12 protein-coding genes are annotated in these 17,576 nt (G+C 57.5%); 3 read left to right on the top strand and 9 right to left on the bottom strand.

All coding sequences use genetic code 11. The annotated features are described in order from the left end of the window. Position 1: 1 nt before the first annotated feature. On the bottom strand, positions 2-1,459 hold the full coding sequence (locus NZ705_04685) for a hypothetical protein (protein MCS7292256.1): 1,458 nt from the start codon (positions 1,457-1,459) through the stop codon (positions 2-4). Positions 1,460-1,887: 428 nt separating this feature from the next. Continuing rightward, positions 1,888-4,449 (bottom strand): site-specific DNA-methyltransferase, encoded by a 2,562-nt coding sequence (locus NZ705_04690; GenBank protein MCS7292257.1) that lies wholly within the window; start codon positions 4,447-4,449, stop codon positions 1,888-1,890. A gap of 163 nt (positions 4,450-4,612) precedes the next feature. On the opposite strand from NZ705_04690, the gene NZ705_04695 reads away from it, so the two are divergent. Beyond that, entirely contained in the window at positions 4,613-5,341 is a 729-nt protein-coding gene (locus NZ705_04695) for a type 1 glutamine amidotransferase (GenBank protein ID MCS7292258.1), read from the top strand. On the opposite strand, the gene NZ705_04700 is transcribed toward NZ705_04695, so the two are convergent. From NZ705_04700 to NZ705_04710, 3 genes are read right to left on the bottom strand one after another with little or no spacing between them, the layout of a single operon-like run. Then, the gene (locus tag NZ705_04700; GenBank protein ID MCS7292259.1) at positions 5,342-7,375 is read right to left on the bottom strand and encodes a hypothetical protein; all 2,034 of its coding nucleotides are present in this window, start codon (positions 7,373-7,375) and stop codon (positions 5,342-5,344) included. Between the two features lie 43 nt (positions 7,376-7,418). Next, positions 7,419-7,949, bottom strand: a complete 531-nt coding sequence (locus NZ705_04705) for a hypothetical protein (protein ID MCS7292260.1) — start codon at positions 7,947-7,949, stop codon at positions 7,419-7,421. 52 nt (positions 7,950-8,001) lie between these two features. Beyond that, positions 8,002-8,274 (bottom strand): TMEM165/GDT1 family protein, encoded by a 273-nt coding sequence (locus NZ705_04710; protein ID MCS7292261.1) that lies wholly within the window; start codon positions 8,272-8,274, stop codon positions 8,002-8,004. A 1,492-nt stretch (positions 8,275-9,766) separates the two neighbouring features. Between NZ705_04710 and NZ705_04715 the strand changes: the two genes are divergently transcribed. After that, entirely contained in the window at positions 9,767-10,174 is a 408-nt protein-coding gene (locus NZ705_04715) for a hypothetical protein (GenBank protein MCS7292262.1), read from the top strand. Between the two features lie 2 nt (positions 10,175-10,176). Then, positions 10,177-11,928, top strand: coding sequence for a penicillin-binding protein 2 (locus tag NZ705_04720; protein MCS7292263.1), 1,752 nt, complete (start codon positions 10,177-10,179; stop codon positions 11,926-11,928). On the opposite strand, the gene NZ705_04725 is transcribed toward NZ705_04720, so the two are convergent. From NZ705_04725 to NZ705_04740, 4 genes are all read right to left on the bottom strand, one after another. Beyond that, entirely contained in the window at positions 11,905-13,515 is a 1,611-nt protein-coding gene (locus NZ705_04725) for an ABC transporter ATP-binding protein (GenBank protein MCS7292264.1), read from the bottom strand. The two genes, NZ705_04720 and NZ705_04725, sit on opposite strands and share 24 nt — an antisense overlap. Before the next feature lie 29 nt (positions 13,516-13,544). After that, complete coding sequence (locus tag NZ705_04730) at positions 13,545-14,942, bottom strand: BCD family MFS transporter (protein MCS7292265.1); 1,398 nt, start codon at positions 14,940-14,942, stop codon at positions 13,545-13,547. A gap of 727 nt (positions 14,943-15,669) precedes the next feature. Then, on the bottom strand, positions 15,670-15,876 hold the full coding sequence (locus NZ705_04735; protein MCS7292266.1) for a hypothetical protein: 207 nt from the start codon (positions 15,874-15,876) through the stop codon (positions 15,670-15,672). A 77-nt stretch (positions 15,877-15,953) separates the two neighbouring features. Continuing rightward, the gene (locus NZ705_04740; GenBank protein MCS7292267.1) at positions 15,954-17,567 is read right to left on the bottom strand and encodes a Ppx/GppA family phosphatase; all 1,614 of its coding nucleotides are present in this window, start codon (positions 17,565-17,567) and stop codon (positions 15,954-15,956) included. Between the last annotated feature and the right edge of the window lie 9 nt (positions 17,568-17,576).

Raw genomic sequence — 17,576 nt, forward strand, 5'->3', positions numbered from 1 at the left:
TCTATTGCCAGTCGGTCCCCCAGATGGATTCCTGCATGGGTTGCCAGCCGGCTTGATGTAGGTCTCGTTCCAGGTCACTGCCCCGCTCGACGGTGCCATAGAGATCACCCCAGGTAGGGTCTTTCCAAAAGCGCCCCTCATCCCAGACTTTTTTGTACACACGCAGTACGTCGCCCGTTTCCGGGTCGCGCAGATAAGTCTGGTCGGAAAGGGCATTACTCCAGGCGCGCGCTATTTCACTGCTGAAGGGTTCGGTTGCGTAGGTGTCACTAGAACTGGGCGAGCTGGTGTAGGTCCGGGCTTGCCGACGCTGGCTGAGGTATGCCGCAAGTTGTTGATTGATTCGACGGTTGGTACTCACGAATTCCTGATGGGCTCGGAACGCCCATTCCGGCGAGGGCTGCAGCGAGCCAAGAATTCCCCGCACCACGGGTAAAACCGCCGCCAAGTCCCCTTGGGGTACATCCAATACCTTCAGTTGGCTGTTGAGCTGGCCGTAAGCATTGCCCAGCCAGTCAAAGACCCCACCAGCTCCATAGCATTGCATTTCCACATACCGTTGCCAGCGCCCAGCCGATGCCTGCAGCGTTCCTTGCCAAGCCATCCCCTGGCCGAAGGGACCAGCGTTTAGGGGCGGTAAGGGGTGAATTTCTGGCTGCCCCAGCTGCCATGACTGCCCTGTTTCCAATTGCCATAGCTGGGCCAGCAAGGCGCCCAGTTGGGTTGGTTGTTGCAGCGGAGGTCCCCATCCATTGGGCCACGGCTGGCTGTTGCCGTTGTAGGTGATGAGGGTCATGCTCTGGCCCATCACCACCTGGGTTTGGACATCTACAAAATCAAGGCGCAGGCCGAAGTGCCGTTCCTTGACCTCCCAACGATAGCAGTACTTATGGCCCTGGCGCAGGGGGAAACCTTGGATCTGAGCGGTGATGGGCACATGCAGCATACCATAGGGCACCCCTAGGTAAGGGTCCGGCAAGAGGACGGCCTGGTAGGGCACTCGCTGGTCAGCCGGTAGAAAGCGTAACCGGGCCACAGATTGACGGGCTTCCTGCAGCCAGGACAAGGGCGTTCCCATCGGCAAGTAAAACAGGGTCAGCATCAGGGTCGTCTGGCCTCCAAACAGTTCCCCAATCAACCGGTACTGCTGGGGGAGTGGCTCCTGGGACATCACTTCAATGGGATTCAAGAAAAAGGGATAGCTCACCCCATCGGCCACCATCGTCAAACCCTGAGGCGTTGAGCGTTGGTAGAAACGAGCGCTAGGACCGCTAACGTTCTGCAACTGGGTGAGCAACTGGGATGCTGCCGCTGCCAGGCCCTGGGGAGCCTGGATGGCACCTACAGCCACCCACATATGGGCTTTGCGTAGCAGGATAAGGTTGTGATGGACCAATGTCAGCCAACCTGGCAGTAACTCAATCTCGTAGCCGTGTAGAGCATCCCGATAGACATGCATAAACGATCCCTAGCACTACCGCTGGGGTCATTATCGCCTGAAGGGAGCTGGCAGAAAAGTCAGCAGTGGCTATGGCAGAAAACATTTAAGTTGGCGTGCTTGAGCAGAAGGCAAGGCCAAAGCGTCAAGGTCCCCAGTTGTTGTTCATGCTAAACATTGTGTGCCCAGCCATAGAATTGAAAGCTCAGGGCTGGGGTGGCAACCGCCCTAGGAGTGCCTAAGCAGCGGCCAAACCAAGAAAGTTCGCAGGTACCTGAAAGGCCTTACAGATTGGATGCCTCCTTTCCTTGGCTAAGCCATGCTTGTCATATCTTGGGGTTGTAGGGCACAGCCTCGCCATGTTCCCTGACAAACTGAAGCAGTTTAGCTATGTTACCAGCACTCCATTCATTTGACTTCCCAAGCGCTTGCATGTTTCAGTCTTCAACTCACCAATACAGTAGAGGTTTGACCCAGTGGCAGGGCGGGTTGTTCACGTCTACCAAGGTCCCTTCCTCCCATTCCACGTGGCTAGGCTGGGTGGCGGTGATGCGTCGTATCCACTGGCCCGTGAGACAGGACAGGGTTTCGGCAATGTCCATGTCGGCGTACAGCCGGTTCAGGATGACGCGCATCTCCCCATCGGCCCACTCGACGACCGGCTCGCCGGTTTCGGCATTGTCCAGCAGCTTGAGGTCGCACTGAAAGATGGACTGTTCTGGAGCTACCGTTTCCAGGTCATCTTGGTAGCGCGCCCGGCGCAAAATGTCCTCGTACTGTTCCAACCGGAAGTACTTGGCGAAGTGGCTGATGCCCCGGCCTGTGGCTTGGGCTTGACCGTTTTTCCAAAGGTCGGAAAAGATGGCCCTTTTGAGGCGAGGTAACAGCACGGTGTCGAAGGTCTCTCCCATCTCAACCAGCAGGTACTTGCGGCGTCCGCCATCCCGGCGATTGAGGTCCAAAACCGCCTGGGCGGTGGTCCCAGAGCCAGCAAAAAAGTCGAGCACCAGAGCTTCGGGGTCGTCGCCGCAACCAATGGTCACGACCCGCTGGAGCAAACGCACCGGCTTCGGCGTGCCAAAGACCGCTTCCGTGCCACTGAGCATCCGTTTCAGTTCCTGTTTGGCCTCCTGGGTATGCCCGACCTCCGCATAGGTCCACAGGGTCAGGGGCGTCACACCCTGCTTAATTTCGTGCAGGAAACGTTTCAAACGAGGCACTCCGTGACCATCCCGCCCGAACCAAATGCGGTTATCGGCCAGCAATTCCTGGAACCGTTCCCGGGAGACGCGCCAGCAATAGCCCTGGGGCGGGTAAACCACCCGTCCTGTCGGTGTGGTGATGGGGTAATCGCCCGCCGGTGAATAGGTTTTCACGGCCAAGTTGTCTGACTGCCAGGGGCCTCGGGGGTCGCGGTCCGGGTTTTGGTACCGCCGGTTTTGGTCAAGGGTGCGCGGCAATAAACCGGGACGCCACTTCTCTTTATTTTTGGCAAACAGCACCAGGAAGTCGTGATTATCCGACAACCAGCGGGCATCGTTCTGGGGAGCGTACTTCTTTTGCCAGATGAGATTGTTGACGAAGTTCTCTGGACCAAAAATGGTTTCCAGCAGTTGCCGCAGGGTCGCCTGCTCGCCGTCGTCCACGCTGACGAAGATCACCCCATCGTCCCGCAGCCATTCCCGCGCCAAGCGCAAGCGATTCTCCATCATCGTCAACCAGCTACTGCGCCGGAAGCGGTCGCGGTAAATGAACTCATCGCCGCCGGTGTTGTAGGGCGGGTCAATATAGATGCACTTCACGCGCCCGCGAAACTTGGGAAGGAGTGTGTTTAGGGCCTGATAGTTCTCGCTATGAACCAGCCAGCCGTCGAGTTGCTGGTCTAGAGGGTCGAACAGCGACAGGATGGCCAGCTCCATGTCTGGGAAGTAGCGCGTGTCCAGGGGCAGATACTGGTAGCGTTCGTGCAAAAACCGGCCCCAAAGATTTTCCACCCATAGCTGCGCAGGTGTGAATCCAGCCGCCACCATGCCCAGGTCGCGCCACTCCTGACATTGAGCGGCCATGCCAGGGTGAGTTACAAGCTGTTCCAGCAGGGCAAGACCTCCCTCCTGGGCGGCGATCCGGTCGAGGGTGATCAGGTAGTGACTGTCTAGGACAAACCTAGGTTTATTCCAGAGGCGGGCCAGCTCCTCCTCAAACTGGGCGATGAAATCAATGACTTGTTCGGCTATGTCCTTGAGAACCTGGAGCTGGCGGAGACGCCGTTCGCTCCACAAGGTTCCCCGCTGCTGTTCAGGTTCAAAGAGATAGCGGTAGAGCCACTGGTGAAACTGCTCCCGTAGAAACTGGCGGGCGTCTTTGTGGATAAAGTAGTCCACGTCCTGCTGGCGCTCGAAAAGACGCAAGACCTGGCTTAGCGTTGCCTCGTCCACCTCCAGGCCGGTGTGCTGGCGGATGTCCCGTTGAATCTCCGCAATCTGTGTCCGGCGCCCCCGTCCACTGGCGGTTACCTGCAAGACCAGTGTCCCGTCCGAGCGCTGTTTCTGGAAGCGATACAGGAACGCCTGTTTCTCGTTCGCCGCAGGCCGCCAACCGGAGACATCCAGTAAAAAGCGCCAACCGTCTATCTCCACAGTCATGCTGCGCACCTGGCGTTCAGTTTTGACGTAGTAGAGCCGATGGGTTTTCCAGAACAACATCACGTCCCGGTCGCTGGTGTAAATCAGTTCATAGACCGGTTCGTGGGCAATCGCCCCCGCCTCCGTGAAATAGCGGCGAAAGAAGCTGTAAAGACGGTCAAACAGCTCCTCCCGAAATTCGGGGAAAGGGGCCAGCGCGCGGTCAATCGCCGCCTTGAGATGGGGCAAAACCCGTCTCTGGTAATAGCGAGCCTTGAGATGCATCAGATGGGCCAAACCCGACTCCCCCTCGACGGGCGCGCCGATGAACAGTTGCCCTAGCGCCTCAAAAAACTGTCGCTCCTTGGGGGTGTGAGCCGTCTGGTCCATGCCACAAAGATTTCGGTCATTCAATAGACTATACGACGATAACCAGACGCCTCGACCTGGCGACAGCTTGCCCCATTTCGTTCGCGCAAATACAGATGAATGGCTCTCACCTGGGTCACCATAGGCCAAGTAAGGTATTTGGTGTTCGGTGCTAGGGAAACCCATGCGATTTTTGGTGGTCAAGCACGTGCCGGAGGAGGGGTTGGGTCTGATTGCGCCTTGGTGTGCTGAGGCGGGGATTGCGGTTGAGGTGGTGGAACTGGGTCAAGGTGAACCGTTGCCGTCGCCGGTGGGCTACCAGGCGGTGTGGGTGATGGGCGGCCCGATGAACGTGGACCAGGAAGCAGAATACCCCTGGCTAGTTGGGGAAAAACGGTGGATTCGCCAGGTGGTGCAGGACTATCAAATTCCCTACATCGGCGTGTGTCTGGGGGCGCAGTTGTTGGCTGAAGCGTTGGGTGGTCGTGTAGGGGCGATGCCCCGGCCCGAGGTGGGGTTGACACCAGTGTACCTGACGCCCTGCGCCCAGGACCATCCCTTGCTGCGGGGATTGCCCACGCCGTTTGTGGCGCTCCACTGGCACGGGCAAGAGGTGCAAGCGTTACCCCCACAAGCGAAACGGCTCGCCTCGTCAGACCTGTGCCAGGTGCAGGCGTTCAGCGTGGGGGACTGGGCGCTCGGGTTGCAGTTTCACCTGGAGGCGGACGCGGCAACGGTGCGAGATTGGTGTCGCCTGCCGGATTATGCCGATGATTTCATCCAGGCCATGGGGGCAACAGGCGCGCAGGCGCTGGTGGCGAAAATGGATGAAGAATCCCCCCGGATGACCCAGGTGGCGCGGCAATTGTTTGCCAATATCTGCGCGATGGTGGAACGGCGCTGGCGCGCATGATTACCAAGGCATTTCGTCCAAGTTGATGGCGCGGTGAAATCGCCGGCGCAGGTCTTGGCACAGGTGGGGGTCATTGGTTTTCAGGCTGATTTCGCGGCTGGCATGGTTGCCCCCCAGCAGGGCATGACTCCCCAACAGCGCCAGGCGGTCGTCGCTGACCAGGTAGTGCTCCTGGGTGCCAATGAGTTTGAGATGAAACCGCTCAGGAAACTCCCGCTCCAGTTGTTCCAAATCTGCCAGGGCGTTGTATTTCCACGAGAAGCGGCCAGGGCCGTCCCGCCACTGGTTGCGGGCATTGCGCTTGAGTTCCTGGTTCTTGAGGTCCTGGGCATCGCCCCAGCCGATGGATACCTGCACCCCGCGGCTGAGCAAATCCCGTAGCGCCTGGATAAACCCGCGGTCAATCACCTGCTGGCTGAGCCAAGGGGAGACGATGATCAGTTCCTGGGTGGTTTGCCCGAGCGCCTGCTGGAGAACCTCCCGCACCCCAAACCGGTCGGTCACTAGCTCGTACCGGTAGTGGGGAATCTGGCGCAGGTGCTGGTTGAGGGTTTCCGCCCAGGTTTGCACGGCGTCGGCCACCTGTTGCGGCACCTGCTGGAGTTGGGTTTGGGTGTCCCGCCACTGCTGTTCCATTTGACTTTGCCGCGTGGCCAGGGTCTGGGCGTATTCCCGCAAATCCCCGTGACTGTGGTCAATTTGCACCACCAATTGGGTGATGTCGCTCAGTTGCTGCTGGAGTTGGGGCAAATCCCGGAGTTGGGTTTGGACCTGGGTTAGTTCGGTTTTCACCTGCGTCAGTTGCTCAGCCTGGGCCTGCTGCGCCTGTTCCATTTGCTGCCGGAGCTGGTCCAGGGCGGTTTGCAGGGACGCCAAAACGGTTGGGTCGGGAAGGGTGCTTTGCAGTTGGGCAAGTTCAGTCTGCAGCGTGGTTAAGGTGGCGCTCAAAGGTTCCAATTGCTGTTGCTGCTGGGTTTGTCGTCGGTGCAGGCGTTCCACAGCGGTCACGAGCGGGAGCAAGGCGGCGCGGTGCAGGTAGCCCTCGGCCTGTTGCTGGAGCGTTTGCACCTTTTGCTGGAGTTGTTGCACCAGCTCGGCCTGGCGCTCCCAGGCGGTCCACCGGCTCTGCCAGGTTTGGAGTTGCGCCAGTTCTTGAGCCAGGGTCTGGGCGAGCTGCTGTTGCTTTTGGGTTTGGGTCGCCACCTGCTCCAAGTCTTGGCGCAGTTGTTGCACCAGGGGCGCTAGTTGACTTTGACGCTGCACCTCCTGCTCCAAACGGCCCAGGTTGACTTGGACTTGTTTGGCGCTGGCGACTTCTTCGCCCAGTTGTTGCACAGCGGTCTGGAGCCGTTGGGTTGCGGTTTCCAGGGCGTCAATTTGGGCTTGCAAGGTCTGGGGCGCGGTCACTTGCTGGCTCAAGAATTGAATCTGAGCCTCCAGAGGTTGCAGGTTCACAACGGGCATTTGCCGCAGTTGCTGGACAGTGACCTGCAGTTGGGCGGTTTGCCGTTGCAGTTGCTCGAACCCCTGTTCAAGACGATGAACTCGCTGTGCTGGGGGCAACTGGGCAACCTGCTGGGCCAAGTCCTGAAGTCCGTTGCCCAGGAGCCGGTATTGCGCTTGCAGTTGTTGCAATTGCTGATAAAGGGGGTCGAGCGTGAGATGTTCAACCGGGGTCAACCGTTGATGCATTTCCCCCTGCAAACGCCCCAACGCCTGTTGCAGGTCCTGGAGCGCCTGTTGCACAGGAGCTAGGTTGACCGATTCGGGGAGCAGAGCCAATTCCTGCAACCGCCGCCGCAAAAATTTAAGGTCGGTGCCGTAGCGCTGGTGCAGGTTTTCCAGGGTTTGGAGCAGGAGCTGTTGGTGATGGGTCGCTAGCTGGGTGCGCTGGAGAAGATTGATGACCAAAGCCAAAGACAGGGGCACAACCGCCGCCAGCATTTGTTGGGAAACCGCCGCCACCACAGTGCCCACCAACGACCCCAATACCAAGGCGTATTCAGCGGTTTCCAGCCATAGGCGACGGGTCACGACGGCCTCCTATGTGACTGATCACTACTGTAATCCATCCCCTTCAGTTCGTTGGGGTCGTCCCGGTGACCTGAAACGAATCGAAAAATTGGGGTAAATCTCCTTGATGGTTCTGGGGCACAATCGCGTAAAGCCCGTAAACCCGTTGCCCCACAAAATAAAACCGCATTTGGGCAATGCCGCCGCCCTTGAGCCGTTCGGGAGGAACGCTTAGAGTGATTTCTCGCCCTGGATATGGCCCTAGCTGGATTGCGCGTTCCCGGGTCACTTGCCCCTGCACCCGCTGTTGCGCCTGCGCCTTGAGTTGCGCCCACATCAGCGGGGAGTCCACCAAACGCGCCACTGGCTGGTTATAGTCCGTCAAGATGAGCGCGTAGGACCCCTGGGGGCGGTTTACCTCCCACGCCTGAGTTTTCACGTCCCCGACAGGCGTTTCCAGTTGCCGCTCCTCATACTGGGGTTTCCCCGGCAAGCGCACCTGAAACCCATTACCCTCTACCAGTTGCCAGCGTGTCCCAAGCTGACAACCCGCAACCAACACCATGACTCCGACACCCCACCGTGCCAGCCGCATGGAATCACCTGGCGCTTAAGACTTCATCTATAGTAGGGCAATCGTCGTCGCCTTAGGCCTTGAGTAACGTCAAGAAACCAATGACAATAAAACCAGCCCCTGCAAGATAGTGCAGGAATTTAGGATGCACAACGTGGGTCAAGCTCTCGCCGAATAGAACTCCTAGACCTGATGTAAGAACCAAAGCCAACGCCGCGCCACTGAAGACTAACCATTTGCTGGCCGTTCGTTCTGCCGCAAACAACACCGTCGCCAACTGAGTTTTGTCACCCAACTCAGCAAAAAAAACCGTACTAAATACAACCAAAAATACGCGCCAGTCCATGAGAATGCATGATTAGTCATTACCTCAACCAGACTCTATTTTAGAAAAGGACAACAACGAATGCAACTAGATAGGGGTCTGCGAAGCATCATATTTTATTCATATTGAATTCATATTTTATTCATAGTTTTGATTGGGGCAAAATGCCTTGAGTTTGCAGGAAGAGCACGGAGAAGAACCCAAGGACGGGACTGGACCCTGCAACTCCTTTCATCGCAATTGCTCGTCAGGACCTGGTCAGGCAGTCTTTGGGTCTCTCGATCATTGCTTCTAGTATTTGGTAGGGTTTCGGGGTCGCGGGATGTTTCTCGTCTCAGGGCCTGCTTGTAACCCCTTTGGATGGCTTCCGGCAAGTAGGGTTTTCCTGAGGGGGTCACTCAATTTTCAAGCGCTGTTCACGGATGATGTATATCTAGCTTTTGGGGCGCAACTCCGGTTGATATAGCTAGAAACATTTAGTCTGGCTTAGAATAAGGCTGAGCGGTTACGGAGCGATGTCTATACAGCACAGATTTATGTCAGAAAGCCATTGAAGCAGTTGCGGGGAGCGCGACGCTTATTGAAGTCAGCCAGATGCTCAACATTGGGTATCGCACGTTACAACGCTGGCTTAAACAATGGTCTGAAACCGGTGATTGTTTACCAAAAGGGGCATAGTCATAAGATTAAAGACTTCGATGAATTTCGCAAGTTTGTTGAGGCAAACCCCAGTCTGACCCAGAAGGAAACGGCGGCTATAGCTAAAAACAGTCAGTTTGTCGCGGACAGACAGGAATTAGGGTTGGCAGCTCAGGGATTTCAGCCGTCACCCATGTCAAACATTCTGTGCTTAGCCATAGTATGACGATTTGTAGGGCGCTTAATCCTACCAAGAGCAAGATGAGCAGGAGCGGCAGGCGTGCCTGGAGAGAATGAAGGATGTAAATATCCAAGCGGGGATAGACTAGTGAGCAGTCTATGAAAGAGAAAAGGGTTTATGGGAAAAAGGCGGGTGGGATATGTGAAAGAGTGAGTATGATGAGTGGTTAATCGAGCCATTAACGTGGATAGGGAGCTTTAACTTGGTTGCGTGAGTAGTTACTACCAGCGATTGGGCCTGGTAAACTATGCCGATTTTCAACTGACACTTCGTGAGACGGTTGGATGCGAGCTAATATATTTGCCTAGATATTCACCAGATTTGAATCCGATTGATTAAGCAAAAGGTGCGTAAGTTACAGGTGAGTGCAATCGAAAATCTACAATCTTTGGTCAATGAAACTATTCTTATGCTTATGTCAAGTTTCGTAATTTTAGTCATAGGACCAACCCCTGCACCGCCCGCTCTAGCGGGAAGATGACTTTCCAATGAAACCCTGACCACCTGAACCCTCTTGACTTTTCATAGGTTTGACCCATCGCTTACACTGGAACCGGGGAACTCACGGTCTGGCCGGCTCTTGGCATTGAACCAGATTCCCAACGACAACGGCACATCCTGAAGGAGTGAACCATGGCTCTACCCGCACGCTCGGCGTTCCCCGACCTTCGCCCTCACTCCGAAACAGTTGTCCATCTCCCCCGCAAGAGCAGGTCGTCCCTCGTCCTGCGCCGGGTCTGTCGCGTCACCCAGGGAATTGTCGTCTTACTGAGCGGCGCTACGCTCTTCCTGTATGCGGCAACGGTCGGGGTGGAAAGGCGCTGGCAAAAACAGTACGACTACCTCTTGAGATTGCGCCAGCAACGCCAGGAACTCATGGCGGCAACGGCCACCTTGCAACACCATCTCCGGCAATCACCCAGACCAGGCACAATTGTTCCAACCCCTGCCCAGACCGTATTTATTACACCGGCGCCAGCACGTCCCCCGCGTCCGTTGCCGAAGCCATCTGCGCGTCCTTGGCCAGTGGAGGGCTACTGAGCGTGGCGACCGCTCCCCTGCGTCCCAGTCAAGTGCGGGTGCATTTGGCCCGGCAACGCTTTCGCCTGCGGCTGGTCTGGCTGGGGTTAAGCTTGGGAGCACTGGGCTTGGCGGCGCGATTGGTGTATCTGCAAGTCATTCAGGCGGCATGGCTACGGGAGCAGGCGGCTCAACAACAGAAAGCCTTGGTGCGTCAGCCGTTGCCCCGTCGCCCGGTGATTGATGCCCAAGGGGTAGTGCTGGCGGTAGACCAGCCGGTGTACGAACTCTATGCCCATCCCCGCCTATTTAAGCGACCCACTTCCCAGATTGCCCAAGCACTGGCGCCGCTCCTGAACCGGCCTGCGGCTGATCTCCAGCGGGAATTGCAACGGGCGCCGAGCGGGATTCCCTTGGCAAGGGGATTGTTGCCACCAGTGGCCCAGCAGATTGAGCGATTGCACCTGGACGGCTTGGAGTTGGTGGCGGGGTTCCAGCGGGTGTATCCCCAGCGGCGGGTGGCGGCGGAAGTCGTGGGCTATGTCAACCAGGAACACCGGGGCCAGGCGGGCGTGGAACTGAGCCAAGAAGCCCTGTTGCGACAGGCAGCTGCGCCGGCTGTGTTAGCCCATGATGGGCGGGGCCATTACCAGAGCACGACCTTGCCCGCCAGTTGGTTGCTGGACGACCCGCGCCAGTTGCAGTTGACGATTGATGTACGGCTCCAGCAGGCGGCCCAGGAGCAACTCCAACGGGCGCTTGCGAAATTCCAGGCGCAACGGGGCGCGGTGATAGTCCTGCGGGTCCAAGACGGAGCGATCCGGGCGCTAGTGGTGGAACCCGGCTACGACCCCAATACCTTTTACCGATTTCCCCTGGAGCGCTTCAAAAACTGGGCGGTTACCGATTTGTACGAACCAGGTTCCACCTTCAAGCCGATTAATGTGGCGATTGCCCTAGAGAGCCAGCGGGTGCGTCCCGACCAGGTGTTTTATGACCCCGGGCGGATCATCGTGGGGGGCTGGCCCATCCAAAACTTCAACTTTGACCAGGTGGGTGCCGGCGGCAGTCTGACGGTGAGCGAAATCCTGGAGCAATCCAGCAACGTGGGGATGGTGCGCCTGATGGACCAATTGCCCCGCGCGGATTATTACCAAGCCCTGCGCCGGTTGGGTCTGGGGGACGAACTGGCGACTGATTTACCCTTCATCAGCCCCACTAGCCTGAAATCGCGGGAAGAGTTTGTCAACTATCCAGTGGAAGCAGCGACAGCATCCTTTGGCCAGGGGTTGGCGCTGACGCCCTTGAAACTGGCGCAACTGTACGCTGCCATTGGCAACGGCGGCTGGCTGGTGCAACCCCACGTGGTCGCTGGCCTGTGGAACCCCCAAACCCACGAATTGACACCCCTACCACGTCCCCAGCCGGTGCGAGTGTTTTCCCAAACCACCTGTGATGCGGTTGTACGCATGTTGGAACGGGTGGTAGAACGGGGGACGGGCAAACCCGCGCGTATCCCGCGTTACCGGTTAGGAGGAAAGACGGGCACGGCCCAAAAAGCTGGCATCGGCGGTTACCGCAGCGGCAAAATTACCAGTTTTGTGGCGCTGTTTCCAGTCCCCAAACCCGCATACGTGGTGCTGGCAGTGGTGGATGAACCCCAGACGGCCAATGCGTTTGGTTCCACCGTGGCAGCGCCGGTGGTCAAGGCGGTCATCGAGCGTTTGATTGTCCTGGAAGGGATTCCCCCGTCACAACCCGCTGGCCGCCAGTAGCGCTTGGGTGTAGGGATGCTGGGGATGGGTCAGCACGTCCCGCGCCGGCCCGTATTCCACAATGCGTCCCTGTTGCAACACGGCCACGGTATGGCAAAACTGACGCGCCACCCGCAGGTCGTGGGTGATAAACAGCAGCGTTAACCCCAATTCCTGACGCAGGCGGGCCAGTAGTTCTAGAATCTGCGCCTGCACTTGGGCATCTAACATGCTCACCGGCTCATCGCAAACCAGCACCTGGGGCCGCACCAGTAATGCCCGCGCGATGGCCACTCGCTGTTGTTGACCGCCGGACAGTTGGTGGGGGTAACGCGAAAGCAAGTCCACTGGCAAACCCACCTGCGCGAGGGCTTCCACGAGGAGTTGCCGGGCTTTGCGCCCCTGGGCCAAGCGATGGATGCGCAAAGGTTCTTGCAGGATTTGCTCCACCGTAAGCAGGGGATTCAGGCAGGCGCAGGGGTCTTGGAAAATGATCTGCAACTGGCGGCGGTAGGGACGAAATTGCCGCAGGCTCAGGGACGTCAACTCCTGCCCTTGCCAGTACACACACCCCTGGGTGGGCTGGAGAAGCTTGAGAATGATACGGGCGCAGGTGCTCTTGCCCGAACCCGATTCCCCCACCAACCCCAGCGTTTCGCCAGGTCGTACCTCCAAGTCAATCCCATCCAACACCCGCAGCCGGGGCGGTGGTTGCAGGCCCAACACCTGACCCAGATGCCGGGGCGGCAAGGGGTACTCATGCCCGATGTGGCGCAGGGTTAAACAGGGCGACTGGTCGGGCAACGGGGGAATCGTCCAGCTATGGGTGATGGCCGCATCGCGCAGCGCCTGGGTGTAGGGATGCTGGGGCCGGTCGAGCACTGCATCGGCGTCCCCCTGTTCCACGATTTCCCCCCGGTGCATCACCGCCACCCGTTGACAATAGCGACGGACCCAGTGCAGGTCGTGGGAAATCAGAATCAAACCCGGCGCTAGACGCACCAGCAGTTCCAAGATTTCCTGGGCGACCGTCACATCCAAAGCGGTCGTGGGTTCATCGGCAATGACGAGACGGGGCCGCAGTAGTAGCGCCAGCGCAATGCCCACCCGTTGCCGCATGCCCCCAGACAACTGGTGCGGATATTGTCCCCAGCACCGGCGCGGCAATTGCACCGCTTCCAACATCGCCAATCCTTCCGCTTCTGCCTGTTTGGCTCCCACTTGCCGGTGCGCCCGCAAGGTCTCCCGTACATGCTCCCCCACCGTCATCACGGGATTCAGCCGGGTCATTGGGTCTTGGAACACAAACCCCACCAGTTCCCCCCGCAGGCGCCGCAACTGCTGAGCTGGCAGCGTGGCCACATCCACACCTGCAATTTGGAGATGCCCTTGCACCCGGCTCCCCGGCGGCAACAGGCGAATGAGTGCCCGTCCCAAAGTTGATTTCCCGGAACCTGATTCCCCCACTAACCCTAGGCGTTCCCCTGGCGCTAGGTCCAAGTCAATCGCCCGCAACACCCAGTCGCCCTGAGGGTAGGCCACCCATAGCCCCCGCACCGATACCAGCGGCTGGTCAATACCGGTTGTCAACGTCGTTTCCCGCGCCACTTCCCTGGGATCATACGGGATGCCGCCATTTACTCCAACTCAAATTCTTCCGCCAGGATTTCCTGCAACCTCACCTGGGTTCGTTCCGCAAAGGCTTTCACATCCACCGCCCGCAACAACAGCGCTGCCAACCCCAACAGCAACACCTGCGTCCCGAATACCGGCACATAGGCCCAAAAACTTTCCGCCCCAAACCAGCGCGTCCCCAGTTCTAGCAACCCGCCGCCGCACAGGGTGGACAAGGCCCGCGCCAGCGCTTGCGCCAGCCCCCACGCCCCGATGAACGTCCCCGCCGTTTCCGCCAGCGTCAAATCCAGCATCAACGTCAAGGCGCCGGTGGTGGTGACGCCGGAAGCAATCCCGAATGCCAGCACCATGACCGTAAACAAACCCGCCTGACCAAGCCACCCCGCCAGCATGATCCCCATAAACGCCAGCGCCGAAAGGACACAGCCCAGCACCGTCGTCGGTCGTTTCCCCAGGCGCGGCACAATGACAAACCCGGTCAACACCAGCCCCAGCAACGTTCCCACCCCAAAGTAGGCATTCAACCGCGTCGTCTGGGCAATCGGCATGTTAAAAATGGTGCCGCCATAGGGTTCCAGCACCGGCTCCTGCATAAACAACCCCAGCGTCATGCACAGCAGGAAGGTGAAAAACAAGCCCGTCTGGGGACTGGCCGTCAGAATCCGCAGCGCTCGCCCCAGGGTAATCTGGTCTTCTCGTTCCGCCACCCGCGACCGTTGCCGATAGCGAGAAAATTTGCCTTCAATTCCTGCGGTCGAGACCACTGCCAGTCCAAATACCGCCAGCGGCACGATGGTGAACAACCGGTTCATACTCGCCCGTATCACGTCCGGCGCGGCATCCAATTCCACCTGCCTGAGTAACCCGCTCCCCGTAATCGCCCCGGCAATAATCCCTACCATCAGCAATGACCAGACCACCCCGACAATCTGAGAGCGATTATCTTCATCAGAAATATCCACCAGCAACGCCGCAAAAGGAGTCGAACTGGCGCTTACCGCCAACCCGTACAGGGCAAACCCCAATCCCAGCAGCGCCACCCACGCCCAAGTCACCCATGTCCAGCCCGCTTGCATCTGCGCTGCTGCCTGCCAAGTCATTTGCACGACGCTCCAGGCCAAAAACGCAAAGGTCGCCGCCCCCAGCCACACATACCCCGTGCGATGGGTGCCTGCGATGGGATGGGCATCGGACAATTGACCAAACCACACCCGCGCCGGCGCCACCAACTGGTGCATAGCAATGACTCCTGCGGCCACCAACGGCGGAATCGCCAACTCGCTGATCATCACCCGGTTGAGAATTCCCAGCATGAGCACCGACATCATCCCCAAACCGGCCTGGAAGAGACCCAAGCGCACCATCGTCCACACGGTAATACGGGGGTATGGCTGACTCATATGCTTACCCTTGAGCGCTGCCCTTTTTCATTGTGGGACAATCGCTCGCTACCCGCCACGTCTGACGCGACTCTACATTTCAGGAGACATAGCATCCTATTTTAGAATGGGACTTGGGGTATACCGGACAGCTTTGTAAAACAAGGTATTGAGGCAGTGCTATGTAGGTAGTGATGCATTATAGTTGAATATAATGCCGATTTTCTAGGTTTTTAGAAAAGGACAGAGTTCTCCTAGTCAGGCGACTCACTCGCTGTCGAAGCGTGTTGTTGAAGCGCTCAATTAATGACGTCCTATCACTCCCTTTGGTACTGGCGACGTGTTGAGACTTTGGAATCACCTTCCGATAAACTGGCCAAGAATCAGTATAAAATTTTGCCCGTTTTCGTCAAATAATCGGCACTCTCTCCCATAACTTTTTTGCTGTCTCTATGCTTCTGTCTCCCACACAGGCGGCTACAATCATACGTGTCTTCCTCTCGAGAACTACCCAGAGCCACTGGAGATGCTTTTTCGAGCCGCAAAACGACCCTATCTCGTCGCATTCCAGCTGTATCTCTTCATCGTTGCGGGGCTGAATATCCATCATTTCTGATGTATTTATACAGCCAAGATTGTGAAATGCTAGTCACCCGTGAGATGGCGGCAATTGAGATACGACCATACTTCACAATCTTTTAAGACTGGCGACGGGGGCAAGTAATTATACTCATGGCTTCGCCCAAATCTAACTACCCCCTATTTTAACCATTACAATAACAGGACTATCTGATGCCAGTAACCCCAGCCCCAGATAGCTGCTGTCGATGATGAGCGACACCGCCAGGCTCAGGACCAAGACCATCCCGGCCAACAAGCTCAAAGTGACGACTATGGACACCAGGGTTAACGAACCGCTCCCCGCCGCCAAAGGTAAGGAATTCCGCGCCGTCATGGTAGTGGATTCCTTTTGTCACCCCGACGCCCCTATTGTAGGCATCCGTTTGAGCAGTGTAACGAGAGATTAAGCGTTTAAGACTGGGCGACCAAGGCGGCTGTTGAGACCTTGCTGGCTGGAGCCAAATGGGCCTGCACCTGCAAACCAAACAAAGATTCAAACCAGGTTTTTTTGTAGCTCAAATTCCACAACTCCAACGCGCAATCATCGTTGGGGTCTTGGGGGTAGAGATAGAGATGAAAATCGGGGGGATCAATCTTACACTCCAGGTGTTGAATCGCTCCAATTTGCCGTCGGTCTAGGGCCACCGCAATGCGCAAAAATGCACTCAGTCGCTCAATCATGGCTCGGCTAGATTTGTCCAGTTGACTATAATTTTCGTGTTTACGCTTCGGGGGACTCTTGCGATGATAACGGGCAATGTTGGCGATGACGGCAATTTCATTTTCCGTATAGCCCAGCAATTCCCCGTAGCGAATCAGGTAATAGGAGTGTTTGTGGTGGGCGTCGTGGCTGATGAAATGGCCGCAGTTGTGCAACATGGCCGCAGCCCATAGGTACTCTCGCTCCAAGGGGTCGCCTGGATGCAATCGCCCCTGGGTTTGGTCAAATAATTGCAAGGCCAAGGACGCGACTTGTTGCGCATGGTCCAAACGCACTTGATATTTATCGGCGAGTTTGTACACACTGCGTTGGCGCACGGAGCTTTGATACCGCAGGCGGTCGGCAATCAGCCCGTGGTTGAGCATCCAATTCACAATCAATCCTTCGCGCAGCGCCCGCTCGCAAAAAATAATTAGTTCGCAATCCAGCAAATGCATGGCTTCTTGCAGAATCATGGCGCCAGCCAGGATGATTTCTGACCGTTTGGGGGGGATATTGAGCTGGTCGCGCCGTTGCTGGTCGTTCAAGCTGCGCAGTTTTTGCACCAGGTTTTGGACCTGACTGCGACTTAATCGTTGACCTTGGAGCGGCTGAGGTGGCGGGGAATTGTTTAAGTGCGCTTGCAACAAAAACAGGGCTTCAATGGTTCCCGACGTCCCAATCATCGGCACGCGCCGCCGCCCCAATAACCGTCGGATGTCCTGGGTGGGCCACTCTAGCATCCCCTGTAAATAGGCCCGCAACCAGTTGTATTCGGCGTTGCTGATGGGATCGGTGGTGATCATTTCCTGGGTTAGGCGCACTGCCCCGACTTTCGTACTGCTTAGGTACTGCGGTTCGCCCCCGTCGCCCAGGATTAACTCGGTTGACCCACCGCCAATGTCAATGATGACGTGGGGTTGACCATTGAGTTCCATCCCCGACAAGACGCCCAGGTAAATGCAGCGGGCCTCTTCGGTGCCGGAGATTAAATCTACACTTAGCCCGGTTTCGTCGGCGACTCGCTGTAGAAATTCGTGACCATTGGGAGCTTCACGGACGGCACTGGTGGCTACAGCAAGGATGGCTTCAGCCTGGTGGGTTTGCGCCAGAGTACGGTATCGTTTCAGCGCTTGGATGGCCCGCTGCATCGCACCCGGTGTCAAATTCCCGGTATCCGGACATCGCTCCCCCAGCCGGACGGTTTCCTTCTCGCGCGCAATGACGGTAAAAGCGGGCAGGTGGGGCTGAATCTGCACCACCACCATGTGGATGGAATTGGTGCCGACGTCAATGGCTGCTAGGTTAAAGGGGGTTTTCACCACATCCCAGAT

Source organism: Gloeomargarita sp. SKYB120, from assembly GCA_025062155.1.
Classification (GTDB): domain Bacteria; phylum Cyanobacteriota; class Cyanobacteriia; order Gloeomargaritales; family Gloeomargaritaceae; genus Gloeomargarita.

Coding starts and splice junctions, on each gene's coding strand:
- NZ705_04685 (MCS7292256.1), bottom strand. CDS start 1,459: ATGCATGTCTATCGGGATGCTCTACACGGCTACGAGATTGAGTTACTG.
- NZ705_04690 (MCS7292257.1), bottom strand. CDS start 4,449: ATGGACCAGACGGCTCACACCCCCAAGGAGCGACAGTTTTTTGAGGCG.
- NZ705_04695 (MCS7292258.1), top strand. CDS start 4,613: ATGCGATTTTTGGTGGTCAAGCACGTGCCGGAGGAGGGGTTGGGTCTG.
- NZ705_04705 (MCS7292260.1), bottom strand. CDS start 7,949: ATGCGGCTGGCACGGTGGGGTGTCGGAGTCATGGTGTTGGTTGCGGGT.
- NZ705_04710 (MCS7292261.1), bottom strand. CDS start 8,274: ATGGACTGGCGCGTATTTTTGGTTGTATTTAGTACGGTTTTTTTTGCT.
- NZ705_04715 (MCS7292262.1), top strand. CDS start 9,767: ATGGCTCTACCCGCACGCTCGGCGTTCCCCGACCTTCGCCCTCACTCC.
- NZ705_04730 (MCS7292265.1), bottom strand. CDS start 14,942: ATGAGTCAGCCATACCCCCGTATTACCGTGTGGACGATGGTGCGCTTG.
- NZ705_04735 (MCS7292266.1), bottom strand. CDS start 15,876: ATGACGGCGCGGAATTCCTTACCTTTGGCGGCGGGGAGCGGTTCGTTA.